This is a genomic window from Leptospira johnsonii (genome assembly GCF_003112675.1).
In the GTDB taxonomy this organism is placed as follows: Bacteria; Spirochaetota; Leptospiria; order Leptospirales; family Leptospiraceae; genus Leptospira_B; species Leptospira_B johnsonii.
This window is the reverse complement of the sequence record NZ_BFAY01000011.1, coordinates 1188543-1213092: the sequence shown is the minus strand read 5'-3', so window position 1 is coordinate 1213092 and position 24550 is coordinate 1188543. Positions and strand designations below refer to the sequence as shown.

The 24550-nt window shown below is 40.9% G+C and carries 22 protein-coding genes; 8 read left to right on the top strand and 14 right to left on the bottom strand.

Annotation, left to right across the window (positions count from 1 at the left end):
* Positions 1-38: 38 nt before the first annotated feature.
* Genes aat through pabB form a run of 3 tightly spaced genes read right to left on the bottom strand, consistent with a single transcriptional unit; the run spans position 39 to position 3076 of the window.
* Positions 39-698, bottom strand: coding sequence for a leucyl/phenylalanyl-tRNA--protein transferase (aat, locus tag LPTSP_RS14580; protein ID WP_167396464.1), 660 nt, complete (start codon positions 696-698; stop codon positions 39-41).
* A 33-nt stretch (positions 699-731) separates the two neighbouring features.
* Complete coding sequence (gene thpR, locus LPTSP_RS14575) at positions 732-1268, bottom strand: RNA 2',3'-cyclic phosphodiesterase (RefSeq protein WP_108929413.1); 537 nt, start codon at positions 1266-1268, stop codon at positions 732-734.
* Positions 1265-3076, bottom strand: a complete 1812-nt coding sequence (pabB, locus tag LPTSP_RS14570; RefSeq protein WP_108929412.1) for an aminodeoxychorismate synthase component I — start codon at positions 3074-3076, stop codon at positions 1265-1267. Before pabB ends, thpR begins: the two co-directional genes overlap by 4 nt.
* A gap of 74 nt (positions 3077-3150) precedes the next feature.
* On the opposite strand from pabB, the gene LPTSP_RS14565 reads away from it, so the two are divergent.
* Positions 3151-5277 carry a histidine kinase dimerization/phosphoacceptor domain -containing protein gene (locus LPTSP_RS14565; protein ID WP_245915582.1) on the top strand — a complete coding sequence of 709 codons (2127 nt, stop codon included), beginning with the start codon at positions 3151-3153 and terminating at the stop codon, positions 5275-5277.
* A 46-nt stretch (positions 5278-5323) separates the two neighbouring features.
* A complete protein-coding gene (locus LPTSP_RS14560; RefSeq protein ID WP_108929410.1) occupies positions 5324-5950 on the top strand; it encodes a TetR/AcrR family transcriptional regulator in 627 nt (208 codons plus the stop codon).
* Positions 5951-5958: 8 nt separating this feature from the next.
* Here LPTSP_RS14560 and LPTSP_RS14555 read toward each other — a convergent pair whose 3' ends face one another.
* The gene (locus tag LPTSP_RS14555) at positions 5959-6888 is read right to left on the bottom strand and encodes an alpha/beta fold hydrolase (protein ID WP_245915581.1); all 930 of its coding nucleotides are present in this window, start codon (positions 6886-6888) and stop codon (positions 5959-5961) included.
* Between the two features lie 167 nt (positions 6889-7055).
* Between LPTSP_RS14555 and LPTSP_RS14550 the strand changes: the two genes are divergently transcribed.
* Entirely contained in the window at positions 7056-7952 is an 897-nt protein-coding gene (locus LPTSP_RS14550) for a hypothetical protein (protein WP_108929408.1), read from the top strand.
* A 54-nt stretch (positions 7953-8006) separates the two neighbouring features.
* Here LPTSP_RS14550 and LPTSP_RS14545 read toward each other — a convergent pair whose 3' ends face one another.
* Both LPTSP_RS14545 and prfA read right to left on the bottom strand, forming a co-directional pair.
* On the bottom strand, positions 8007-9509 hold the full coding sequence (locus LPTSP_RS14545) for an aminotransferase class I/II-fold pyridoxal phosphate-dependent enzyme (RefSeq protein ID WP_108929407.1): 1503 nt from the start codon (positions 9507-9509) through the stop codon (positions 8007-8009).
* A gap of 77 nt (positions 9510-9586) precedes the next feature.
* Entirely contained in the window at positions 9587-10651 is a 1065-nt protein-coding gene (prfA, locus tag LPTSP_RS14540) for a peptide chain release factor 1 (RefSeq protein WP_100704773.1), read from the bottom strand.
* A 40-nt stretch (positions 10652-10691) separates the two neighbouring features.
* Here prfA and LPTSP_RS14535 point away from each other — a divergent pair, with 40 nt between their 5' ends.
* Together LPTSP_RS14535 and LPTSP_RS14530 are read left to right on the top strand one after the other, a co-directional pair.
* Positions 10692-11315, top strand: a complete 624-nt coding sequence (locus tag LPTSP_RS14535) for a hypothetical protein (protein WP_108929406.1) — start codon at positions 10692-10694, stop codon at positions 11313-11315.
* A 23-nt stretch (positions 11316-11338) separates the two neighbouring features.
* Entirely contained in the window at positions 11339-12439 is a 1101-nt protein-coding gene (locus LPTSP_RS14530; protein WP_108929405.1) for a hypothetical protein, read from the top strand.
* Positions 12440-12441: 2 nt separating this feature from the next.
* Here the strand turns inward: LPTSP_RS14530 and LPTSP_RS14525 are convergent, their stop codons facing one another.
* From LPTSP_RS14525 to LPTSP_RS14500, 6 genes are all read right to left on the bottom strand, one after another.
* Positions 12442-13467 (bottom strand): carbon-nitrogen hydrolase family protein, encoded by a 1026-nt coding sequence (locus LPTSP_RS14525; RefSeq protein ID WP_108929404.1) that lies wholly within the window; start codon positions 13465-13467, stop codon positions 12442-12444.
* Positions 13464-13931, bottom strand: coding sequence for an NUDIX hydrolase (locus tag LPTSP_RS14520; RefSeq protein ID WP_108929930.1), 468 nt, complete (start codon positions 13929-13931; stop codon positions 13464-13466). The genes LPTSP_RS14525 and LPTSP_RS14520 overlap by 4 nt, the downstream gene beginning before the upstream one ends.
* A gap of 30 nt (positions 13932-13961) precedes the next feature.
* Positions 13962-15485, bottom strand: a complete 1524-nt coding sequence (locus tag LPTSP_RS14515; protein WP_108929403.1) for an alcohol dehydrogenase catalytic domain-containing protein — start codon at positions 15483-15485, stop codon at positions 13962-13964.
* Positions 15486-16148, bottom strand: coding sequence for a rhomboid family intramembrane serine protease (locus LPTSP_RS14510; protein ID WP_108929402.1), 663 nt, complete (start codon positions 16146-16148; stop codon positions 15486-15488).
* Positions 16145-16834 (bottom strand): TetR/AcrR family transcriptional regulator, encoded by a 690-nt coding sequence (locus tag LPTSP_RS14505; protein WP_108929401.1) that lies wholly within the window; start codon positions 16832-16834, stop codon positions 16145-16147. Before LPTSP_RS14505 ends, LPTSP_RS14510 begins: the two co-directional genes overlap by 4 nt.
* A gap of 68 nt (positions 16835-16902) precedes the next feature.
* Positions 16903-17799 carry a fructosamine kinase family protein gene (locus LPTSP_RS14500; RefSeq protein WP_108929400.1) on the bottom strand — a complete coding sequence of 299 codons (897 nt, stop codon included), beginning with the start codon at positions 17797-17799 and terminating at the stop codon, positions 16903-16905.
* A gap of 115 nt (positions 17800-17914) precedes the next feature.
* Between LPTSP_RS14500 and LPTSP_RS14495 the strand changes: the two genes are divergently transcribed.
* The gene (locus tag LPTSP_RS14495; RefSeq protein ID WP_108929399.1) at positions 17915-18847 is read left to right on the top strand and encodes a glycosyl hydrolase family 18 protein; all 933 of its coding nucleotides are present in this window, start codon (positions 17915-17917) and stop codon (positions 18845-18847) included.
* A gap of 4 nt (positions 18848-18851) precedes the next feature.
* Here the strand turns inward: LPTSP_RS14495 and LPTSP_RS14490 are convergent, their stop codons facing one another.
* Positions 18852-19514 carry a hypothetical protein gene (locus LPTSP_RS14490; protein WP_245915580.1) on the bottom strand — a complete coding sequence of 221 codons (663 nt, stop codon included), beginning with the start codon at positions 19512-19514 and terminating at the stop codon, positions 18852-18854.
* Between the two features lie 160 nt (positions 19515-19674).
* Here LPTSP_RS14490 and LPTSP_RS14485 point away from each other — a divergent pair, with 160 nt between their 5' ends.
* Positions 19675-20784 carry a FecR family protein gene (locus LPTSP_RS14485; protein WP_108929397.1) on the top strand — a complete coding sequence of 370 codons (1110 nt, stop codon included), beginning with the start codon at positions 19675-19677 and terminating at the stop codon, positions 20782-20784.
* Positions 20785-20892: 108 nt separating this feature from the next.
* Positions 20893-22056 carry a formate-dependent phosphoribosylglycinamide formyltransferase gene (gene purT / locus LPTSP_RS14480; protein ID WP_108929929.1) on the top strand — a complete coding sequence of 388 codons (1164 nt, stop codon included), beginning with the start codon at positions 20893-20895 and terminating at the stop codon, positions 22054-22056.
* Positions 22057-22074: 18 nt separating this feature from the next.
* Here the strand turns inward: purT and LPTSP_RS14475 are convergent, their stop codons facing one another.
* Positions 22075-24495 carry a 1-acyl-sn-glycerol-3-phosphate acyltransferase gene (locus LPTSP_RS14475; RefSeq protein WP_108929396.1) on the bottom strand — a complete coding sequence of 807 codons (2421 nt, stop codon included), beginning with the start codon at positions 24493-24495 and terminating at the stop codon, positions 22075-22077.
* Positions 24496-24550: the final 55 nt, after the last annotated feature.

Here is a 24550-nt window from a genome sequence, read left to right as displayed (position 1 = left end):
TATTCTGCGAGGCAAATCAAATCCATTTTACATAAAAATCAGATTTCATCCACAGGGGGGACCCATTTGTTCGGGATTGCTACAGCAAGTGACAAACGGTCCAAAAATTTATCTTTCGGGATCTCATATGCTCCCAGATTCAAAGTGACCGGGTTCATCTGCTGAGTATCGAATAATGTAAAGCCATCCTTCTTCAATGCTTCAAATAGAAAGTAGAGCCCGATCTTCCCAAAGTCAGGTAAAAAGGAGAACATGGACTCTCCGGCAAAAAATTTACCGATAGCCACACCGTATGCTCCCCCGCCTAACCGTCCGTTTTCGTCCCAAACCTCTACACTATGGGCATAACCTTCCTTATGAAAGTTGGTAAAACCTTGTAGAAAGTTCTCCGTTATCCATGTTTGCTCTTCCGTTCTAAATGCACAGCATCGCATAACTTGTTCGAATGCACGATTAAATGTTACAGTGAATTTTTTTTGACGGATCCTTCTGTGGACTCGGGAACTAATATGAAGAACGTTTAGGTCGAAGATTGCTCTCGGATCCAAAGAAAACCAAAGTAAAGGTTTATCCGCCCAAGGAAAGATCCCACGAGTATAAGCATACAAAAGGCGATCTGGTTTTAGATCTCCGCCGATTCCTACGACCTCTTCTACGGAATGTCTAGGGTCCGCAAAAAAATCGGAAAAATCCCGGATAGGAGAGTACTGATTTTGTCTGGGATTTTCCATTTATTCCAAGAGAAGAGGGTATGATTCTTCGACCGAGTATATCTGACCGTTCGCTCCGCTGCGACTATAAAATAGATGGAATTCCGACACAGGAACTATGTCGGTTTGGAATTGAGAGAACTCATTCAAATAAAGATCCAAACGTTTTTCAGGGGTCCTTTTGAATCTTCCTATCGTTATATGGGGCTTATAATCCCTTTTATCGATGGAAAAACCTTCCCTTCTGAGAGTGGACTCCAAAACTTTTTGTAACCTTTTCAATTCTTCCGAAAGTGTCACACCCACATATAGAATTTCCGGAAACTTATTCCCAAAAAAGCCGACACCCTTGATCTCCAAGGAAAAACTTTTTTCGGAAACTTGGCCGCAAATCTCCGAGACCTTCTCGATCTCTTCCTGATTTAGCTCACCTAAAAACACCAAGGTAGCATGAAAATTTTCCGCAGAAACCCAACGGATCTCTTCCAGTCCAAAGCAGATTTTTTCCAGATCCGATTTTATATGATCAGGAAGAGCCAGTCCTAAAAAACTTCTCATTCGAAATCCACCCCGGAAACTCTTCTAACTCCTCTGAGAGAATTTACCAAAACGATCTTGGATGCAAAACTCATGTCCTGTTTGGAAATCTTCTTTTCCTTCGCTTTCAATTTTTTGATCCATTGTTTTCTTGCGATTCCAGGAAGAATTCCTTCTTCCAAAGGAGGAGTGATCCATTCCCTATTTAGAAAAAGAAAGATAGAATGAATGGCTCCCTCTGTCAGATAACCTTCCGTGTTTGTATAGATCCTGTCCAGATAACCTTTGGAAACAGCAGTTTCATATCCTTCTGAAAAAATTTCTCTGATATTTGTTTTATGATAAAAGAACCGATTTTTTTTATTTGTAGAAGTTCCGCTGAAGAGAACCTTCCCCTCTTTGGGACCTGAATGAAATTCGGAAACTTCCGACTGAAATTCTCCGCCGGACAAAAGAATGATCTTCACTCTGTATTTTTTGTCGGAGGTAATATTATTTGTCACTTCTCGAACTACAGATTCCCAACCTTCTTCATTCCAAACGAATCCGAATTCGTTCGCGGATGTTTTCATTCTCTCTTTATGATCTTTCAAAAAATAGATCTTTTTTCTTTTGCAGACTGCAGTGGTGAACAGGTGAAAATTTTCTTTTGTGTCGTTCAAAAATTTTGCCTTGGACCAGCATTCTTCCCATTCTGAGGTCGGATCGGAACCAATGGTGATTCCGGAACCTACACCCATTCTTCCTTTTTTTTGGCCGGAAGGATCTTGTAAAAACTCAAGAGTGCGGATCGCGATGGAAGAAATTTCTTTTTGAGGAGACAGATAAAATATTCCCCCTGTATAAACTCCTCTCTTTTTTTCCAGGCTGCGGATGATCTCCGAAGATCTCTTTTTAGGAGCTCCAGTGATGGAACCTCCCGGAAACAATGCCTCCAAGATATCAGTCCATTTTATATCGAGGGAAAGTTCGGAACGTACCTCGCTGGTCATCTGGAAAACCGTCGGATATTCTTCGATAGAGAAAAGTTTAGAAACTCTTACTGAACCAGGCAGAGAAATCCTTCCTAAATCGTTGCGGAGAAGATCAGTGATCATCAAATTTTCCGCCCTGTCCTTTTCCGAATCGGAAAGTTCCAGCTTCAATTTTTGATCTTCCTCTGGATCGTTTCCTCTGGGTCTGGTTCCTTTCATTGGAACAGTTCTGATTTGATTGGACTTTCTTTCCCAAAATAGTTCAGGAGAAAAAGAAAGGATATCTCTTTGTGTAGGAATGGAATCTCCAGTATGGATCCAAGCTTCGTATGGAACAGGCTGCTTTTTTCTGAGTTCGAAAAACAATCTTCCGAGAGAACCTTCTAATTCTATTTCCAAAGGAAATGTAAAATTTACCTGATAAATATCACCTTCGTAGAGAAAGTTTCGGATCTTACTAAAGATCTCTTGGTATTCTTTAAGGTCCATTTCGGATCTGATTTCTGCAGAATAACCCTTGTGTATAAATATGGATTCCCATTCTGAAATTTCAGAAGGGCCCAAGGGTTTTGGTTTAGAAAAAATGGCGAACCAAAAAAGAGGATCTTCCGAAACTTCTTCCATATTGTCAGGATTTAAAAATAAGTCCCCGGCTTCGTAGGAAATCCAACCGGCCGCATGGAATCCTTGGGAGACCTTGTTTTGAATTTCTAGGAGGATTTTTTTTGCTTCACTTCGTCGATTAGTAGTAAGAATCTCATTCGGCTCTGTTAGAACTAGACGTCCCTCTGTAGAGAAACCTTCTCCTAAATAAATAAAGGGTTTCCTGGAGTTTTGAAATAGATCGGAAATCATCGGAAAAGGTCTTAAAACCTTATTCTCAGCTGCTTCCGAATCCTAAAAGCGAAATGAAGAAGATTCCAAGATTAATGTTATCTCGATCCTTAAAATTCATTCAAACTGCCGGCAAATTTTTTCTGGTTACATCCGTTTATTTTCTTTTGGGAAAATTTGGAGAATCCCTCGGGACTTTTTCGGATTACGCCTCCCCTATCTGGCCCGCATCCGGCTGGGGGCTGGTCACTCCTTTATTATTCGGAAGAATTTCCTATTTCGGAATCTTTGCAGGTTCCTTTTTATATAACTGCCAGATCCAACATGAGGATCTTCCAGGACAGGAGCTAAGCGTTTACTTTTTGGTGGCAGTGCTTATCGCAAGTGGAAGCACTCTGCAATCTTTCACTGGAGCTTATTTATATAAAAAATTTGTCCCTGGATTAGATCTTACCAAGAACACATCCTTCGTTCTTAGATTTCTTTGGATAGAAACATTAGTCTGCATTATCGCCGCAACAATCGCATGCTCCGGACTTTTAGTTTTAGGGATACTGGACTTAAACTCACTTTTTCCAACCTGGATCATTTGGTGGATGGGAGATTCTTTAGGGGTATTCGTATACTTTCCATTTTTCTTAAGTTGGCTAGGACCTGGAGTTGCAAGATTCCAAGTACATTCTTGGAAAGAAAGTGTAGGGTTAGTTTCCTTCTTAATTTTATTAGGGGCAGGTATTTTTTATTTCTTTAGTATCAACGAGATACCTGCTTACTTCCCTCTTTCTTATCTTCTGATAGCAGTCATTTCACTTGTTTCTCTCAGATTCGGAGGAAGAGAATCTTCTCTAGTGCTCATCATCGTTTCTATCGTAGCGATCTTAGGTACTGCGCAAGGACATGCATATAATTTCCCAGCTTCCAGGGAAGTTTCCCTTCTCCTTTTACAAAGTTTTCTGTCTGCAATCTCGATCGCTTCTCTTCTCGCTTTATCGGTAGTAAAAGAAAGAATAGATGCAGAAAATGAAATATCCCATTCTCACGCAAGATTGGAAAAGTTAATCGCAGAAAGGACCCAAGAGCTGGATCGTTCTTATCGTTTTTTAGGAGCAAGCGAAGCAATCTATAAAGGTTTATTCGAAAATGTTCCTATTGCGATCTTAGAATGCGATTATTCCGAAGTAAAAAAAATGTTGGGCGAATTGCCCAAGATGTCCAGAAAGGACTTCTCTAAATTCCTAAAAACAAATCCCGAATTCGTTTCAGAATGTTATGAAACTGTAAGGGTTGTGGACGCTAATAAAGAATCCGTTCGATTGTTCGAAGCAAGCTCAAAGGAAGAAGTTCTATTTCTTGCCAGAAACTTTTTCCGAAAAGGAAACGATTATTATTTCAAAAAACTTCTAACCCGAATTCATTTTGGAGCAAGAGTTCTTCATACTGAAGTCATATTATCCACCTGCAACGGAAAACAATTCGAAGCGTCCATTCGCTGGTCTTTGGCACCTGAATTCGAAGAAACATTTTCTTCTACCATAATCACAGTTGTAGAGATCACAGATAAAAAACAGGCAGAGAGACAGTTAAAATCTTCCTTAAAGGAAAAGGAAGTGATGCTGAAAGAGATCCATCACAGAGTAAAAAACAACCTGCAGGTGATTTCCAGTTTATTCAATCTTCAATCTGAATACGAAAACGATCCTAAGATCCACGAGGCATTTACGGAAAGCCAAAACAGGATCCAAACCATGGCATTGATCCATGATGAGTTGTATCAATCTAACGATCTAGGAAATGTAGAATTTTCAGGATACTCGAAAAGACTTGCTGAAAAGATCAGAACCGCCTATAAGATCGGAGCAGAAACGAGAGTGGATGTGATATCCAGTCCTATTCATTTGGAGATTAGCATCGCAATTCCTCTGGGACTAGCGCTCAATGAATTACTCACAAATTCCTTTAAATACGCATTCCCACATAATTATTCTCCTTCGGATGAAAGACCAAAGATCCAAGTCAAACTCCAAAAAAAAGAGAAGTTAGTAATTTTGGAAGTCTCTGACAACGGGGTCGGTTTACCAAACGAATTGAATCCAACTGTGACTCATTCTTTCGGATTAACCTTAGTACAGGTACTAACCAGACAATTGAAGGGAAAATTGGATTTTTCCAGCTCCAAAAATCAGGGAGCCAGTTTCCAAATCCGTTTTGAACTTCCGAATTAGGAAAATTCCTTGCGGACCAGTTCTCTAAATCGGAGTAAGGAAAACTATGAGAACAAAGCCTCCTAGTCCGATCGCCAACAGGGCAGAAGCAAGAAGAGAACAGATCCTGGAAGCTGCATTGGACGTATTCTCCGAAAAAGGATACCATGAGGCGGGAATCGCCGACATAGCCGGAAAATTAAATATAGGTCATGGGACCTGTTATCGTTATTTTAAGAATAAATTGGATATCCTACATGCGTTAGTGGACCGGATCCTTCTCGGATTATTAGAAGTGGTACGTAAAGAAAGTCCTGAAAAATCGAACTCGATCGAAGAATACAGAAACCAGATCAAAAACATCGGTTGGGAACTATTTCAACTTTTCAGCAAAGATCCAAGACAGGCAAAGATCGTATTTTTTGAAGCTATGGCCTTAGACGAAACAGTAAAAAGAAAAGTGCAGCTCGGGATAGATAAAAGCGCCAGGCTTACAGAACTGTATTTGAAGAATGGTGTGAAAAAAGGATTTTTAAGAAAAGAATTAGACACCCGTATCGCATCTCAGGCGGTAAATGCAATGATGTTCGAGGGAATAAGGATCAACTTATCTTTCAAAGTGGATTCCAAATTCGCGAAACGTTGGCTGGAAGAAATGCCCACCCTTATGTTAGAAGGAATGGGCAAACGTTAAATCCTTTTTTATAATGTAAGGAACTGCACCAGATCTTTTGCTGTTATATCCGGAATTTCTTCCATAGGAATATGACCGGCGCCTTCGTAAGTGATGAATTTAGAATTTGGAAGATCCTTAGTCCAATTCTGAGCGTATTCTAATTTCAACCAATGATCTTCTTTTCCCCACATAACTAGTGTGGGAGTTTTTACCGACTTTATCCCTTCGGAAATTTTAGGATCCGTAAACTTCTCCCTGGCAGTCCTGAAAAAATAATTATAAGCCTGTCGATTCCCTTCTCTTCTGGAAAGATCCACATATCTCGTTTTGATCTCGGGGGTGATCTTAGAAGGATCTCCGTAAACCTCATCCACACTTTTTTCCACCATAAAGCTTGGTAGCATATGGCGAGCAAATGGACTTACGATCGGGTTACTTCCCAATGCGATCATAGGGGGCATAGGTTGTGCATACCCGGCCGCATCGATCAAGACCAACTTTTGGACTTTATTAGGATATTTTAATGCGTAATTCCAGGAGATATAACCTCCCATAGAATTTCCCACAAGATAGAAGGAATCAATTTTTAAATATTCTAGGAAGTTGTTAAGGACTTCTACACCTTCTTCCAAATCCAACTTTTCTAAATCTTCCGGAGGACCGGTAAGTCCATGACCAGGAAGATCGATACGGATAACTCTATAACGAGATTTTAATAGTTCCGCCCATGCATCCCAGGTATGCAAAGAAGAGCACACCCCGTGCAATAGTATAATTACCGGACCCTGGCCCTCGTCCCTGTAATGGATGTTCAAATCCCCAATCGGAGCGAATTTGGACTCCGAGTTCGCATACTTCGTTTTCAAATCCTCTAAGGGCTCGGAACCGATCCCTAAAAATCTACAATCAAGTAGAAAGATGAGAAGTAACATTAAGCTTATTGTTGTTCTTTTCATAATTTCCCTGTTTAATGAAAATTCCCACCCAATCGAAATGACAGATCCGTCATTTCGACCCTAAAGTAAAACCCGTTTTTCTTTGAAATTTTTCGATTTCCCCTATTGACAAAAACTGAATGACATGTCATTCTTATGCTTAATTAAGGTGAGGAGATTTCAATCCAATGGTTCAAGTGGATGTTTTTTGGGCCTACGGCCTGGGAGCCGGTTACGCAATGGCCGCAGCTCGCCAAATTAAAAAATTGCAGGCAGGAGAAACCACACCCGGTTCTATTCCTTCCGTTACAAAAGAAGAGAAGAAGGTCCCATTTTGGAAAAATACCTACTTCATCTCTAATCTTCTTTATCTAGGTTTATTATTCGCCCCGTCCGGTTTGTATCTGGTCTGGCAGTTTACTAGCTGGGAGACAATGCATGCGGGAGATAAAACCATGCCGGGTTGGTTGGTAGCTTTATTCGGTTTAACGAATATTTCTCAAGGTATCTTAGGCTTCTGGGTGGTTTGGGAATTATTGAAGGCTGGAAAAAATTTCTTAGCTTATCTGCAAGTTCCTGTAGGGTATTTTGGGATGTTCTTCATCCTTGTGCATGGCTGGGACGGAACAGGATATAAAAGATTTTTTTCAGAGTCAGTAGAACAATTCCAAACGAATTGGACCTGGGGAACCGCAATCAACTGGCTTACCTCTGATGTTGCTATCACATTATATGCAATGGGTGTGATCTTAATTCCCGTTCTGATCGTTTCTCTTTTGAAGATCGAAAAAGAAGGTTGGGAATTAGGAGGCACAGGAGAATTTTCAGTCAGAAAATCTCCATCCGGTTTTGCTTCTACAATTGCGTTCTTAGCGACTGTATTTGTAGGTGCGTTGGGATTTGCGATCATTTCCAGTGTGATACTACACCAGCTGGGTTGGATCCTTGGGACAATCGTTTCCGTTTTAGTGATTTATACTTTAGGAATTTCTAAATTTGGATTATTCCCGGTCCTTTACAAAAACGTTTTGCAGTCCGAGTCTGAAACAAGCGGTAAGTTACAAGGCGTTCGTTCCGCGGCTTAAACTTTAAGTCTATTTGCCTTCTTTAGAACCGTTCAAATTTTTGGCTCTGGCTGGTTAATCCCCCAGAGCTTTTTTGTATTCTGCAATCAGAAGATCTGGATTTTCTCTTCCGATAGAAATTCTGATCAGACTAGGATCCAATCCTACTTCTCGTAAGAAACCTCTTCCTGCTTCTGTGGATACCAATTCATAATGAGCCAAATACATGTATAACATGTTCAGAGTAAATTCTGTTCCGAAACTTGGTCCCTTCAACAATCTTAAAGAATTGTAAAATGGTTCCAAAGGAACTCCGGGCTCGATCGTGATCACTCCACAATGTAGATCCTTATCTCTTGCAATTTTGGAAAAGTTTCCGTGATTTTCTTCAGAACCGCTCCAATGAACCGCTTTGATCTTCGGATGATTTGAGAAGAAGTTTGCAAGTATTGCAGCATTCTTTCCAATTTCTTTGACTCTTTCGATATAACCTTCTAACTCGAAGGACATACGTTCGCAATCTCGGATATAAGGAGTTTCTAAAAACTCAGGAGAACCTTTTTTCAACGTCTCAAAATATGGAGAAGAAGGATTTAAAAATAATGCACCCATCATAACATCCGCATGTCCGGATGCAAACTTAGTCAAACTCTCTACGATCACATCCGCATATGGGGAAAGATCCACGACTGCGGAACCTGCCACGGAAATATCCGCAACCAAAGGGATTCCGTATTTTTCCAAAAGTTTTTTGAGCTCAGGATAATCTGGAACTTGAATGAGTGGATTTGTAGGAGATTCGGTAAGAATTGCAGCTACTCTGTGACCTTCTTTAGAAAGGAATTCTTCCAGTTCTTTTAGATCGACCACGTCATGGAATATATGAGAACCTCTAGAATATTTTTCTAATATTCTAATATTATCTACGTATAGCCATCCGAGTCTAAGCCAGATATCTTTTCCTTCTTCTGCACGAACCTTGTCCAATGCTCTAAAAGCCGCATAGACTGCATTCATCCCGGAAGTGGCCAGATATACTTGCAAATCTTTTCCAGGATACAAAGCGGATAATGATCCTTCTACACTTTCGTAAGGTTTTTCTTTTCTGGATTCTTCTTTGTATACGGAATCTATGAGTCCCTTTTTGAATAAGTAATCCTCTGCCTTTCGAGAAGATAATAAACATCCAGTATGTTGGATGAAGGATAATATCTTGGATTCGTTTTCTTTATGAGAAGGAATGATTAATGTGATGATCCCTTCGTCCTCTAGGATCCTTGCTCCTTCTATCTGAAAAAAGGAAACGATATGGTCTGCGGCTTTGCGAGAGTTTACAATAAACTGAGGGCTGTCGACTCCCTTTGTCTCTCGGTTATAATCTAAAATTTTTTCTATATAAGCATGAGCTACAAATCGGGGATATCCCGCTTTTAATCTGGAAAGAGTTTCAGTTCTTTTCTCTTCATATCCGATCACATCAGCGACTTCCGGAAGGCTCATGGAAACCGCATGTATGTTTTCAAATGGTATTCTTTCCCCGCAAATCCTTCGATGCGGTTCTTGTATCGCTAGTATCATACTCTGATTACCATCGCAAAATTTTAGGCAGAAACATCAACTTTATTCGGTTGGACGAACAGAAGTCTAAACCGGTTCTAATTTGCCTGTGAATTTGCGAGGCGTTTGACTCTGTCTTCTTCCGTTAAGGCGTTGATCAAGTCGTCCAGATCACCTTCCATTATAGCAGAAAGATTATGACTAGTAAATCCAATCCTATGATCTGTGCATCTTCCTTGTGGAAAATTATAAGTTCGTATTCTTTCAGATCTATCTCCTGAACCCACCATCTGTTTTTTGAGAGCGTCAGCTGCGGCTTTCTTTTCTTCTGCCTGCTTTTCTAAGATCCTTGCGCTCAGGATCCTCATTGCTTTTGCTTTATTCTTGTGTTGTGATTTTTCGTCCTGGCAAGCAACTGCGATCCCGGTTGGAATATGAGTGATACGAACTGCGGAGTCGGTGGTGTTAACGTGCTGACCACCTGATCCGGAAGAACGATACACATCTACTCTCAGATCGTTTTCGTTGATATTGATCTCCGATTCTTCCGCTTCAGGTAATACCGCAACCGTGACTGCACTTGTATGGATCCTTCCACCCGACTCTGTCGCAGGAATTCTTTGCACTCTATGAGTTCCCGCTTCAAATTTAAAAAGATCGTAGGCTTTATCATTTTCCATCGCAAAGATGATCTCTTTCAATCCGCCTATTCCGGTAGGAGAAGAATCTATGATCTCATGACGGATGCCTTGCTTGTCGGCATACTTAGTGTACATTCTAAACAGGTCGGAGACGAATAGCCCTGCTTCTTCTCCGCCGGTCCCTGCTCTTATCTCGAGTAGTATATTTTTGCCGGAATTCGGATCGGGAGGAAGAAGTAGGATTTCCAACTCCTTCTCCAAACTTTCTATCCTTTCTTCAGCTTCTTTACGCTCCTCTTCGTACATGGAGCGCATATCCCCGTCTTTTTCCGTTTTTAAAAGTTCTTCGGCGTCTTTTTTGTTCTGAATTAATTTTTGGTATTCGGTAATTTTATCGAATAAGGGCGTGAGTCGGGACCGTTCCTTATAAAGTCGTTTCAAATCATCCGGATTGGACGCAGTTGTAAGTTCGTCCGATATTTTGAGGTATTTTTGTTGTATTTTTTCTAGTCTGTCTAACATAGAAACCGTATCCCATTGCCTTGGTACCTTACTCCTCTACATGGAAAACTACAATTCGATTCTCTCCGCAGTTTCCGATCAGATACTGAATCTTTTATCCGGTCTTCATTCCTATCGCAGTCCATATGCTAAAACCATAGGATCTCCAAACGAGCTCATCCAAGAGTTGACCCAAAAATCCTCTCTCCAAACCGGTGCGGCGAGTGCAGCTCTTGCCCTTCCTCAAGGACGTTTGGGACTTGTTACGCTGGCTCCCGAAATTATTTTAGTCTTAAGGCTCCAAGGTAAATTGGTAAAAGACATAGCCGCTTTATATGGAAAAGAGCATCAGGTGACTTCCGAACTTATGGCTTATTGTTTATTCAAGGACAAGACCTCATTTTTTAGGAATGTTCTCAAAGATGCTGGGGCAAGGGTTTTGATCCGGCCCATGGCTTGGAACCTTCTGCAAGAAGCTACCTATCAGATCGCAAAAGGTCTTATCAAAGGGAAGAAGTTCCCAAAACCTAAAAACGGATTCTGGCTTCCGATTTTCGGATCCTTACTTTCAGGAGGATATTCCTTTTTAGAAACTAGGAACGTAGCCTCCAGAGCCCAGAAATTATTTTCTAAAGATATTATTAGCGTCCAATCGGACGAGCCTTGGGCTGAGGAAACTGCCTGAACTCAAAATCTAAGTTCTATCGAATGATCAGAGCCTTATCTTTCTTATTACTAGTTTTTCTTTCCTGGAACTGTAAAAGTAAACAGGAAAGTTTAATAGAAGAGATCCAAGAGTTATTGGAAGAGCAGAGTTACGAAAAAGCTTCCGGTATGTTAAAGGATTATCTGGTAAAACCTAAATCCGACGACGAAGTTCTTTCTTCCGAAAAACCGGAAACCCCAAGAATAGTCGAACTCTCTTATGACAGAAAAAGATTAGTATATCTAGAAGACAGTAAACTAGTCTGGAGAGATACAAGTGATGGAACCAACGGTTCCAAAAGTTTAGACGAAGTTCCTGCTTCTCTTGCAGTTTCCTTAAACGCAAACTATGCTCTGGCAGAATATCCCATGACAACCGGTTGCCGCTTGTTTGCGATCTCATTAAAAAATAATGATCTTCTGTATGAGTCGGGCGCCCAGATCTCTTGTAGGAATAGAGGCGGGATCTCGGACGATGGATCTAAAATTTACTACTTCGTAGACAACCAACTGTATGAAGAAAAAACAGTAGAGCCCAGAACTCCTAAGTTGGTTGTTTCTAAAGAAAAGATCACCCCACCTTTTTCAGGACTCAAGGCTCGATTCTTTTTATATCCTATCGGAAAAGATTTCTTACTCTTTTCCGGAAACGCAGGCTCTTACTATCTATACTATTTCCAACCGGAAAAAAAATCTGTAGAGAAGATAGACCAGGAAGTCATCAGCCCATTGATCTATTACGGCACAGGAGACTCCGCATACTATTTGGGCGGCTCGATCGGTAGGCTCCATTTAAGAAGGTTACAATTCGGGAAAAGCAAACCTTCTAGTAGCAAACTATTTACGATCAGCAGGAAAGAGATCAATCCTTGGAAACTTCCTGGCAAAAACGAATTCGTTTCCAATTATTCAGGCAAGGTCCATCTTTGGGGACCTTCTCGCAAAAGCCAGGTATTACCTTTACTATGTGAAAGGATCTGGCTTGTGGATCAGAACAAGGTTCTTTGCGAAAACGAAAAAGGCGGATTGTATCTCACCAATTTGGATTTTCCGGAAGAAGATTGGAGAATTCTAAAATTGTACGAAGAAGCCAGAGACAAATAATATCAGAAAAAGATATTGATGATCAGGTTTCCCTTTTGGCCTTCGATTGGCTCAGGGGAACCATAACGTGTCTTTGCAAAACTTTTTGCAGGAAATTCCTGGTTCCAAACTTTACCGGAAAACTGTACCTGTCCGCCAGTTTCGAAAGAAGAATTTTTGATCCATTCTCTGAATTTGCCTTCGTCTTCTTGAGAGCCTAGTCCGACCAATTTACTTACATAAGTTTTCTTAACGATCTCTTCCATTTGAGGAGATTTTAGATCTTCCGTGAATAAGATCCCCAATCTACCGGAAGGCAAATTAGCCACCCATACTTCCGGCAATATTTCTTTTTCAGAACCTTCTGGTTTTTGGGTAGAAGTTCGGAGAAGAGATCCTTCTAAAAACTTTCCGGAAGGATCGAATATATAAGCTCTCTCTTGCCATTCGCCGGCTTTAATTGAAAGTTTTCCTTCCTTTATTTCAGGAGAAGGTAAACAAATGGATCCGGCCAAGATAGAAACTCCGTACATCCTTGCCAGGTCTCCGAAAATCCTTTCATATCTTTCTTTGGTATCTTGAGCAATCGTAAAAGATACTGCTTCTCCATCCAATACATGGGAGAAGTTTTTAAAGGAAATCCTCTGGAAGAATAGGGCCCAGTTCCATGCAGAGTCGATGTTTTCCGAATCCAAAAGTTCCTTTCTGGAATCCATTAGAAAAAAGTAATTCCCTATCTCCGGAGGAAAGGCAACGATCGTGGAATTTTGGAGCCAACCTTTTTCTTTTGCGGCTGCAAGAGGTTCTTCTAACCAGGCTCTGAATCTATCTTCTCTTGTAAAATATTCGGGTTTGAATTCCAACTGAACGATGAGTAGATTTCCGGACCTTCTGTCCCAACCTAATGAAACGGATTTGATCTCTTTCTTAGAGATCCTTTTTTGGAATTCTTCTTCGCTTAAGGAAACTCCTGATAGAAGCCATCCAAAAAATGCGAAGATCGGGACTAAAACCAAAGAAGCGAGTGCATTCCTAACGAACGGGCTCATGCCAACCAACCTTTAGGATCTAACTTGCCGTCAGGGATCAAAGGAACGTATTCTTTTTGGTACAAATGTAAAGCGTCTAACATATATTCGAAAAATAAAGGTTTAGGATCGTAAGTTGCCGCATCCACCCAGGCGATATAATCATGCTCGTCAGAGAGCGCGATCTCGCCGGATATAAATTCTCCATGATAAGCTACGATCACACATGGATGATTTCCATCGCTGACTCTATGTTTATGGATGAGGATGGGTCTAGGATGGATCTTGATCTCACAAGCTTCTCCCATTTCTTCCTTTAACTCTCTGGACAAACTTTCCAGCCAGTCTCCGTAGAATTCGTCCTCGTTCATCCTTCCACCGGGAAGGTCCCCAAATCCGGATTTGCGGTCCCTAAGAATGAGAAGTTCCTTTCCTTTTCTCAAAAAAACCTTTTGTGTGATTTGAAAAAAACCGTGTTTGCTCAAAGCCATCCTCGCGAGTCACTAAATACTCGCTCAGGAAGCTTTATGTCTGACAACCACTTTTATATTCTCCGGTTTTCTGGCGTCGGTATATGCTTCCGGTATGGATCTGGAATCGAATTCTTTACTGATCAAGTTTTCCGAAACAGATTTTAGAAATCCTGGTTCTGTTTCCAGAAGTTCCCTAGTCCGAACGAAGTCTCCGCATCTACTTGTGCTCAAAATTCCGCCACCTACAATCCAATCTAAAAACAAATTGGATCCGTGCTTTGCAGACTTAGGGATCAAAATAAAACCTCTCGGTCGAACCAAGGATTTTTCTTCCTTCTTATCCGGACGGATCACTGTGTCTAGTTCGGAAGAAGAATCTATAATTGCAAAATCGAATCGAGGCAGAGTGCCTGGGAATTCTTGTGACTCTAAAAACTCCGTTCCTTCTTTAATGGAACCGGTAAAGATCCGAATTCGATCTTTCTTCTCCAGATCCTCTAGTAGATCTTTTTCTTCTTTGTCCAAAGACGCAGAAGAAGAAACAAAAACCAAAGCAGGAGATGTAACTTCAATTCCCCAAACCAGATCTAAAAAATCAGATCTAAGATTCGTTACTGAAATCTCATCCACTACTAGTTCGGTGAGATGCTCAATTCCGAGAGAAGCCTGGCCATTTGTGGTCTTTCTATGAATTTCTTTTTGCGTAAGATAGGTGCTAGTTTCTAATCCGGAAACAGAACCAGTGGTATCAAATATCAGATCGAAAGCTTGTTTGTAATCGGACCAAGAGGCAGCTGTTGTAGTTCCTACGTTCTTCTCAAATAAAAGACCGTCTCTTACTTCCACCTCTCCTAGATCGGAAAAGTATAAGACCTGATCTGCGCCCATCCTCAGGGATAGATTCGCTAAGCTTTGGTGGCGGATGAGAGAAACAATCTCATAGTTCAAATTGCTTCTCTTCCTATACAAATCCAATGCTGCGATCACAAGAGAACCCAAACGTCTAGGACCTAAAACTGCAATTTTCCGGAGCTGAGTTCCGGCTCGATGAACGGAAACTTCTACACCATGCAAAGAAGCCGCAAATGGCTCTAATAGAACCGCTTCCATATCTTCTAATTGTTTGATCTCTACTAAATTTCCTTTAGGTGCCAGTATATAAGGCCCGAATCCTCCTGGAAGACGATCTATTCCCAATACCATTCTAGTCGGACTATGTGTTGGAATTCCAACCTTACAAAATGGATCCGGTTCTTCTCCTCTGGAGACTACTGTATCATTGATCTCTAATACATATTTTTCTCCAGTGAGATAATCGGATGCGACCACTTCGTGGCCTATGATCTGAGGAAGCGGAAAAGGCAAAAATCTGCGATCTAGGTCCGTGGAACAGATCCCACAAAGTTCCGTTTTGAGAAGTCTATACCCTTTACCTAGTTCTAAGTAAGGAGAAGAATTTCGTAATATATGCCAGCCAGATTCTTCCGAGCCTTTCATTTCATAGACTGAATCCGTAAAAGAATCATTGGAGTTGTATTCGAAAGCGGTGAAACGAACTTCGATCAATTATCTCGCTCCGACAAAAAATCCCAAGATCAAAAGTAAAACTACGAACACTAAGTTTAACGCAAATCCAGTATGCAATTCGCGTTTGATCTTATTATTTAAAAAATACGCGGTGAATACCACAGAAATAAATCCGCCTAAGTGTGCCCAATGAGCCACTTGGTCTTTGGAAAATAAATTGGTAATATCGGAATATACCATAAGCCAAGCCAAAGCGAAAACAGGAAAAGGGTAACTTCTCTTTCTAATGCGAATAGAAAAAGGAGAAAGTAAAGCGGCAACAGCGGATAAACCGGACACAGCGCCCGAAGCTCCGATGGCAGGTTGATTTTCTCCTAAGATCATTCCTCGAACAAGGGAATCCAAACCGCCTGAAACAAGTGCGCCCATAAAAAAGAAAAGTAGCCATTTTGCTTGGCCTACTTTATATTCTACGATCCTACCTAAGAAAAATAGAAAGATCATATTCCAAAACAAGTGAGTGAAGTCCGCATGCAAGAAGACCATTCCGACCCACTTCCAAGGATAGAACTCTCCAGGACGACTAATGAAGAATGCGTTTAGAATTTCTTCCGGAACGAATACGGTAAGAAAGATCTGAGAGATACTGATCAGTACTACAAAAAAAGCGGTCAAAGGGAATTCGAATAGAAAGGCTTTCATTTAGATCCTCTCTGGATATAATAATTCATATAAGCTTTAAGCATAGTTTTCAGTTCCTGTAAGATCCCATCCGCGAGTGCGTTATCTTGTCTTTCTCGAAGCCAACGGCTAAGAACGGAATCTGATACTTCTACCATGATCCTGGACATTACCATCATTTCCTCTTTTTTCTTCATCCAAGGAATGACACCGAAAAATAACTCCGCGATAAAATTGGCGATGGCCCTATTGTTCTCTCTATCGATACTCACAAGCTCAGGATCTAAATTTTTATTCGACCACATAGGAATAAACCCGGGTTCCGATTTATAAAGTTGAGCGAACGCATCTATGAGTTTATCCACCAGATTTTCCCAATCCGCTTTGCTTGGATGAGCTTCTAGGAAATTCAGGATCATAGAATTGACCCTTTCCAAATGCCTTTGCCCTACAGCTTTTAAGATAGCATGTTTGTTCGGAAAATATTGGTACAAGGACCCGATCGGTATTCCAGCTCTTTGAGCGATCAGATTTGTAGTAAGCCCTTCTGTTCCGACCTCATCCAAAAGATCCGCGACAATATCCAGGATATACTCTACCCTCTCTATCGCTCTTTTTTGAGAAGGTGATTTTCTCAGATTTAACTTAGAGTTTTTCTCTTTTTGTTTAGAGGAAGTTGGCGTTTTCTTTTTTGCAATTTTGGGCAAAGAATTATTCCCCGGTTCTAAGTCGGTTTCTTACTAAAGAACAGAAAACTTGGATTCTATCAAGAAAACTATTTCACGCCGTAATAGCGAAGTATATGTCGGAGACTCGTCAGGTAGGACGCTCCGAAAAGATTGATATGCACAAGCACCGGATATAGCTGCCAGAATTGGATCCTATCTTTCAAATTGCCTGGGTCATCCAGACCAGCAGTAGCCAGAATGTCCTGCATCTCTTCCAGATTTAAAGGACTTCCGAATAATTGCAACATTGCAAGGTCTTGTTCCGGATGAGAATAAGCCACGGACGGATCTATCAAATACGCAAAACCATTCTTACCTTGCAAAACGTTTCCGGACCAAAGATCTCCATGGATCAATCTTGGTTTTATATGATCCAATCCCCAATCTTCCGAAAACTTATCGAAGATACCTCGGATCGCTAAAGAGTCTTTTTCGGTCAGAAGTTTTCTAGTTTGTGCAAGTTCAATCTGAGGTTTTAATCTTCTTTCCCAATAGAATTCGCGGAAGGTCGAAAACCAACCATTGGCTTGGCTGAGAGAACCTATAAAATTATCTCTCTTCCAGCCCCAGGATCCGAATTCGTTTTTGTATAAATTTTTTAAACTGGCTATCAGATCTTCTCTGAATCCCGCAGAAGAGCCTGTTTGCACAAATTCCATAGCAAGAAGAGAAACTTTTCCTAGATGAACAGATCCCAGATATTCCGGAACTCTGACCCCAAGTTTGCAAAGTTGTTCCAGGCCTTCCGCTTCTGTTTCCGCCATTTCTTTTTTAGGGATGATCTTAATGGCGAGCTGAGAACCGTCGGGCAACCTTGCCTTATATAGCTCGAATAAGCTGGTAGAATGGTGGGTGATCTCCGCCCTTTTGGAGGAGGATAAAATACCAAGACGATCTAATCCGTCTCGGATCAATTCACCCATTCCTGTATTCGTGATTGCCATCATTCGCATCCTACCTAATTCTTCGACCCTGGCTGTGTATTTAAAATCGGAGATCAAACCTTCAGGATTGAAGAAAAATCAAGGATTGGTTTTTTTAATATTACAGGACGAATAAATGAAGATCTTTTCAAGGCTTAGATCCACTTTTACCTGCGTCATTTGTATTTCCCTATGTCCCTTATCCGCTCAGGAGAGTGTATGGGAGTATACTATAAGCCAGGATCTAAGCGCCAAACCCTTGGCTTATTGGAAGAAGATATCCAAGCCTGGGACCACCGTATGTTTTACCGGGACTTATATCGGAAGCAATGGAGAAGTTTCCGGGATTTCGGTACCTTCTACCCTCCAAACAATCGGAAAGAAGAACGGGACAAGATGGTTTCCGCTCATTACTTTTCGGTCAGAAGCTATAGGGAAGAAGTTACTCTCTTCTCCCCAACTTAGAAAGTCATTAGTCCGAAATTTAGAACTCTATTTGGAGGAGCATTCTTTCTATTCGGGGATCCATTTGGACTTTGAAGGATTAGGCCCGGAACATTCTACCCATTATAAGGAGCTGTTGTTGGAACTCCAACCAGCGCTAAAGAAAAAAGGAAAACTTCTTACATTAGCGGTCTTTCCATCTGAAGAAATCGATCCTAAACTTTCCGGTTTTCATTCCGCAATTTATAAAGAGAATCTCGCGGATGAGATCGTGCTTATGGCTTACGATCTGCATTCTCCCAAAACCTCTCCTGGGCCAGTGACCGAATTCGATTGGGCCAAACGAAATACGGAACTTCTACTCAAGACATATCAACCGGAACAGATCTGGTTAGGACTTCCCCTTTACGGTTATTATTGGAAGAAGGGCAATAAAAAACCGAAACTTCTCACAAGAATGATGGATAAAAAATTTGCCTTAGAATTCGGGAAGGAAGCAAAAGGCATCTATATAATAAAAACAGAAAACGGAGAAGGAAGCTTGATACTTGAATTCGATCATTGGATAAAATATGCGAATAGTTTAAAATTATCCGGCATAGCATTTTGGAGATTGGGCTTTTAAAATTTTATCTGAAACCGTAAACGATTTTCACCTTATAGCTTTTTCCATTTTCATCGTTGATATTACTTGTTCCTCTAAATTCCATAATCCTTTTGGACTCGATATCGTACACCAAATCGATCGGTTTTACGAATACTGAAAGAATGGCATTGGCTATTTTCAATCTTAGAAATAAAGCAGGCTTACCTTTGTATTCCCCTTCTTTGGTTTTTTCGGCGACGAACTCGAACTTATCTGTTTCTACCGGAACTAAAAAGTTGAATTTGATCTTTTTGCCGGCCCTAAGTTCGTCCCAATGATCTATCACGAAATAATCGAATCCTCCATCCATAGCGGATAGGTGGTTCCCACTATCGACACTTTTTTCTTGGATGGCATCTTCCAGTTTTCTGCGGAAGAATAATTTTACCAAGTTCCCCTTCTGTAATATTCCTCCTTCCAGATATCCGTCTCTATAATCCTCCAATTGGAATTCGGGAAGAGTTCTATTTTGTAAAAAACTGATCCTCTTCTTCGCGAACGTTTTACCGTTCGGGTCCTTGTATGTAATTATAGAACTAATATGCCTGCCAGACTCCCAAGTTTCCTCGTGAAAATCTCTATACAATAAATTGCCAGTCTCCAAATCGTAAGCTGTACCATTAAATCTAATCTTACCGGTCTCCACAGAATTAAGGGGGAACACCGGAAATAAAAAGAGAAAAACGAAATTGCGATATTTGTGAAAAAAACTGAGTTTCAACTTGTTATTAGGACTGGAAATATATTTCATACGTTCAAAAATTTATTCGAACTGTATATTTTTTATTTCCAGGCGGAATAAACAAATGAATCGAAAACTCTTCCTTTTGTTCCTAATTGTAACATTCATCGGATCCTCAAACTTTTGTTCTAAAGTTTCTAAATCCAAACCGGGTTTAGTAGTCATATTTCTGACCGGTAAAGTAGATGTGCAAAGAAACGGAAAGCTTATCCCTCTTTCTTTAGGAAGCGTCCTACAAAAGGATGATACCATTAAAACGAATAGCGGGACCTTGGATCTGCAAACTAGTCTTGGCCATGTGATACGTTTAAAATCTTATACAAATCTAAGTATTGATTCTCTTCACGGAGAAGGTTCGGAAGAAACTTCCCTTGCAGTTAAAACGGGACTTCTTCTTGTAAAAACAAACAAGTTAAGCCAAAAAGAGCAGTTCAAAATTTCCACACCTACTGCGATCGCAGGTGTTCGAGGAACTGCATTCTCTTTTGAAGTAGTACAAGGCACACTTCCTAAGATCAAAGTTTATGAGGGAATGGTTGCCATGACCTTAAAGGCTCCCGTAAGCCAAGAAATTCCCGCAGATAAAATAGCCGAAAATCCGAATTACCAAAAGTTCCAAAAACTATTGGAAGAAAACGAGATCGTGATCTCGGAAGAAGAAGAGGCAGAAGTCAAACCTGAATTCGACCAACTGGCCCAAACTATTTTGAATCGATTGGATGACGCATCCATCGCCCAAAGTATTGAAAAGTTTCGGAATGATCTAGTGCGAACTGTTCAAAAAGGAAAATTCGAAAGAGATCCTAGGGAAAGTGCGGACCTGGAAACCTTGGTAAAGGTAAACGAAGATCTGGTCTCCGGAAGCCTGGACAATAAATATCTAGCAAAAGAGATAGAGAAGGACCAATCCGAAAAACTAAATATCGCCTTTGATAAATTAGAATCCGAAGCAAGCGCGCAAAAACTAGCTTCCGAAGAAGAGATCCAAAAGTATTACAGTGTATTGGAATCCGTTCACAAGCTGGACAAGACAGTTTTACACGGAGCAGTGGTAGCTCAGGTCGGAAATACCATGTTGGTACATTCTACCAAAGGGATCTACCGTTTGGATGTTTCCGAAGTGGAGTATATTCAGTATAAAAACTTCGACGTGATTACCAAAAAGAAAAAGTAACTCAAAGTTAAGGTTCTATTGCCCGGTTTGTATCGAATGCAAATCGGGCTGACCTTCATTTTTTCCTTTCAATTCTTCTTCCTGTTCGGAAATTCTCTAAAAGAACCTATGAGAAAGAAAATACTTCTGCTCGGCTCAGGCGAGCTTGGAAAAGAATTCGTAATCGCCGCCCAAAGACTAGGCCAATATGTAATCGCGGTCGATAGCTATGAGGGTGCTCCAGCCATGCAGGTTGCCCATGAAAAAGAAGTCATCGATATGCTGGATGGGGACGCATTAGATCGGATCGTTGCCAAACACAAACCGGATCTGATCGTTCCTGAAATAGAAGCAATCCGAACAGAAAGATTTTACGAATACGAAAAACAAGGCTACCAAGTAGTTCCCAGCGCCAAAGCAGCTAACTTTACGATGAATCGTAAGGCGATCAGAGACCTTGCTTCCCAAACCCTAAGTCTAAAAACAGCTAAGTATAAATACGCTTCCACTTTAGAAGGACTGAAGGAAGCCATTTCGACCATAGGTATTCCTTGCGTTGTAAAACCATTGATGTCTTCTTCCGGAAAAGGACAATCGGTGATCAAAACTGAATCCGATATAGAACCCGCCTGGATCGCTTCTCAAACTAAAGGAAGAACCGGCGCCTCCGAGATCATAGTCGAAGAATTTATCTCTTTCGAATCTGAGATCACATTATTGACCGTAACTCAAAAGTCAGGAAGGACTTTGTTCTGTCCTCCTATCGGTCATAGGCAAGAAAGAGGAGACTACCAAGAAAGCTGGCAACCCGCAGAGCTCAGCGATTCTCAACTCAAATCCGCTCAGGAAATGGCGGAGAAGGTCACCAAAGAACTAGGCGGCGCAGGGATCTGGGGAGTAGAATTCTTCTTAACGAAAGATGACGTTTATTTTTCAGAACTTTCTCCCAGACCTCATGATACAGGAATGGTTACTTTGGCTGGCACCCAAAGTTTTAACGAATTTGAATTACACGCTAGAACCGTTTTAGGTCTTCCAATCCCTGAAATTCTTTTGGTAAGAAGAGGAGCAAGCGCTGTCATACTTGCTCAAACGGAAGGTCAGGTCCCGAATATCCAAGGATTGGATAAGGCTTGCGAAATGCCTGAGTCTGATTTGAGAATTTTTGGAAAACCGATCACTAAAAAATATAGAAGAATGGGAGTAGCTCTTACTTATTCAGATAAGGATGAATCTATCTCCATGCTCCGAAAAAGAGCTGTATTGATCGCATCTAAGATCAAAGTGGATTAAAACAAAACTGACCCGAATTTACGTCGGGTCCGGTACCATGTTTCCATAATATTGCAGAAGTTCAGGCTCCAATGCTTTGATCTGGCCGTTTTCTCTTTTGATAAACTTTCTAGAATTTAAAACTTTTAAACCTCGATCCAAAATTTCCGGAACATCCTTGGTTAGATAATTTCCCTTTCTTGTTAGGATCATTTCTTCTATCATTTTACTTAGATCGGAAGAGCTAATCTCTCCTCCTGCTTCCATTAAAAGTTTTGCAACTATATGGTTCGGAAGAATTTTATGATGCGCCTGCCAAGACCTGGAGATCTCCAAAGAAATAGAAAGAGTAGGATCATCCTCTTGGATATATCTAGAAACCGGAATCGGTTCACAAAGATCCATGTACACTTCTGTTCTTTTGAATAAGAAGTCCTTAAAAGAAAGATGAGTGTCTTTACCTGCAAACTCTACATCCTCCGGAACGTTCTCATAAGAAAGAACGATAGGAACTACGATCACTTCGCTTCCAGTATGTTTAAATGCATCCACTGAGGTAGAAAGAATTCCTGTTTTGATCGGAATGATACCGCCTGTTCTGGACCTGGTCCCTTCCGGATAAACCAATGTAGGAATTCCAGCCTCCAACATCATTGTAGAATATTGGGTCAAACATTCTAAGTAGAGAAGGTTCCGATTTCTTTTTCTGTCCACCATATAGGCACCCAAGGATTTCAAAACCCTGGCAAGCCCCGGAGTTCCCATTACTTTTTTATCCGCAGCATATCTTGGAACAGGAAGCCCCAGCCATCTCAGACCAAAAGCGACTTCGATTGAATCTAAATGAGATCTATGCGTTGGAGTGTATAAAATATCATATCTGGAAGCGAGTGCCTTGATCTCCTTTACATTACCGCCTATCTTAGGAAGCCCTCCCCCAGGTTTAAAACCTCCGATCGCAAAACGAGCTGGAGCAACCAAATGAATAAGAGATTCCCTAAATAGCGGACTGTATTCGTCTGCAATTTCAGAAACATAAAACTCTACCAAACGATCCAGGTTTCTACTCTTTCCGTTTTCATACGCGGTTTCAGTTTCTCTCCATAACTCAATCTCTCTAGGAAGAAGCATTAAATCCGTTCCGGCTCCTGTCTCCACGGCCTCAGAATATCTTTTTTCCAAAGACTTGATCTGTAATCCGGATTGTTTTAAGATCCGATCCGACAATCCAGGTTGAGAATAAACATGACGAAGCACCCTTCTTCTTAACGCTTGTTGGAATTCTTTCCCTGATGCAAGAGACAGCCCGAATCTTTTACGAGCGGTCCTGGAAATATTTCGTATATCGTCGCTAGTAGATTTGGAAACGAATCGGATCATTTCCGTAGGAGATACCTTTCTAGTAAGAACTTCGAAGAGTGTAGTAAAAAGCGGAAGTTCTACCTTCCTTTCCTCTGCCAGATCCAAAATGGTAGAAAGTGCATAGGCTCCTTCTACATGAGTTTCGCTCTGGCTCATTTCTTTTTGGATGAATTCTTTTGGATTTAAGAAGAGCTCTATTCTTTCGAGTAGATTCGGAGAATCTTCTCCTGAGATCAGCTTACGTATAAATCTCTGTCCATACGCTCTGTTCCGGCTAGATCTGGATGTTGCCGTAGTGATCAGATCTGCAAGCCCGAATTCCATCGCAGGTTTTACCGGAAGTTCTAAAGCGTTTAATAGAGTTAATATCTCTGCAAAACCTAAGCTGATCAACTCCCCCTCGAAATTGGATCCACATTCAGGGATCCCATTCACAAGACCGCAGGCAATCGCGATCGGGTTTTTCATTACTCCGAATAATTCCAGAGTTCTGATATCTTCAAAAGTTTTAATATGATTTCTTGGTCCGAAAAAAAGATCTTCCATTACCTCGGACGCTTTTTCGCCCGTGGATGCAATAGAGAAAAAGCTGTGTTTACCTTTGGCCATTTCGGAAAGAAGGTTAGGTCCAGCCACAGCAACATATTCCATATTCAGATTTTCTTTCATCTCTCTGACCTTGATCACATAGTCGGAGAAAGTGATGGCATTTGTCTTTTTACGAGTAGAAGTGGAAACCAGACCTTTGGTAAAAGAAATGATCGTATGCTCTTCCTGTTCGGAAAGATAAGAAGAGATCCTATCGATCACGTTTTCCTTTTGTCTAGAAGGAACAGCGATAACGATAACCCAGGAACCTTGTGATAAAAAATCGAAATCGTTTGTAACTATAATATTATCAGCAAGCGGAACAAATTCTTCTAATAATTCTGCGGATCTATCTTTTTGAAGGCGATCCGCTTTCTTCTTATCGGAGTACCAAAGAAAAAGGCGATCCGCTCTTTCTGCCAATGATACGGATAGATGAACTCCCATCGGCCCGCCTCCGAAGACGACGATGTTTTTGTGATGGATTCGAGTCTCTTCCAATTCATTCATCTATTCATTCCAATTTTAATTTTTATATCGGGATCATTTTTCAATAAGACTAGAG

Excerpts from the sequence above, each read along its gene's own strand:
- LPTSP_RS14550 (WP_108929408.1), top strand. The coding sequence starts at position 7,056 with ATGGTTCAAGTGGATGTTTTTTGGGCCTACGGCCTGGGAGCCGGTTAC.
- thpR (WP_108929413.1), bottom strand. The coding sequence starts at position 1,268 with ATGAGAAGTTTTTTAGGACTGGCTCTTCCTGATCATATAAAATCGGAT.
- LPTSP_RS14555 (WP_245915581.1), bottom strand. The coding sequence starts at position 6,888 with ATGAAAAGAACAACAATAAGCTTAATGTTACTTCTCATCTTTCTACTT.
- LPTSP_RS14535 (WP_108929406.1), top strand. The coding sequence starts at position 10,692 with ATGGAAAACTACAATTCGATTCTCTCCGCAGTTTCCGATCAGATACTG.
- LPTSP_RS14475 (WP_108929396.1), bottom strand. The coding sequence starts at position 24,495 with ATGAATGAATTGGAAGAGACTCGAATCCATCACAAAAACATCGTCGTC.
- LPTSP_RS14565 (WP_245915582.1), top strand. The coding sequence starts at position 3,151 with ATGTTATCTCGATCCTTAAAATTCATTCAAACTGCCGGCAAATTTTTT.
- prfA (WP_100704773.1), bottom strand. The coding sequence starts at position 10,651 with ATGTTAGACAGACTAGAAAAAATACAACAAAAATACCTCAAAATATCG.
- LPTSP_RS14500 (WP_108929400.1), bottom strand. The coding sequence starts at position 17,799 with ATGGCAATCACGAATACAGGAATGGGTGAATTGATCCGAGACGGATTA.
- LPTSP_RS14525 (WP_108929404.1), bottom strand. The coding sequence starts at position 13,467 with ATGAGCCCGTTCGTTAGGAATGCACTCGCTTCTTTGGTTTTAGTCCCG.
- LPTSP_RS14495 (WP_108929399.1), top strand. The coding sequence starts at position 17,915 with ATGAAGATCTTTTCAAGGCTTAGATCCACTTTTACCTGCGTCATTTGT.
- LPTSP_RS14485 (WP_108929397.1), top strand. The coding sequence starts at position 19,675 with ATGAATCGAAAACTCTTCCTTTTGTTCCTAATTGTAACATTCATCGGA.
- purT (WP_108929929.1), top strand. The coding sequence starts at position 20,893 with ATGAGAAAGAAAATACTTCTGCTCGGCTCAGGCGAGCTTGGAAAAGAA.
- LPTSP_RS14510 (WP_108929402.1), bottom strand. The coding sequence starts at position 16,148 with ATGAAAGCCTTTCTATTCGAATTCCCTTTGACCGCTTTTTTTGTAGTA.
- pabB (WP_108929412.1), bottom strand. The coding sequence starts at position 3,076 with ATGATTTCCGATCTATTTCAAAACTCCAGGAAACCCTTTATTTATTTA.
- LPTSP_RS14560 (WP_108929410.1), top strand. The coding sequence starts at position 5,324 with ATGAGAACAAAGCCTCCTAGTCCGATCGCCAACAGGGCAGAAGCAAGA.
- LPTSP_RS14530 (WP_108929405.1), top strand. The coding sequence starts at position 11,339 with ATGATCAGAGCCTTATCTTTCTTATTACTAGTTTTTCTTTCCTGGAAC.
- LPTSP_RS14545 (WP_108929407.1), bottom strand. The coding sequence starts at position 9,509 with ATGATACTAGCGATACAAGAACCGCATCGAAGGATTTGCGGGGAAAGA.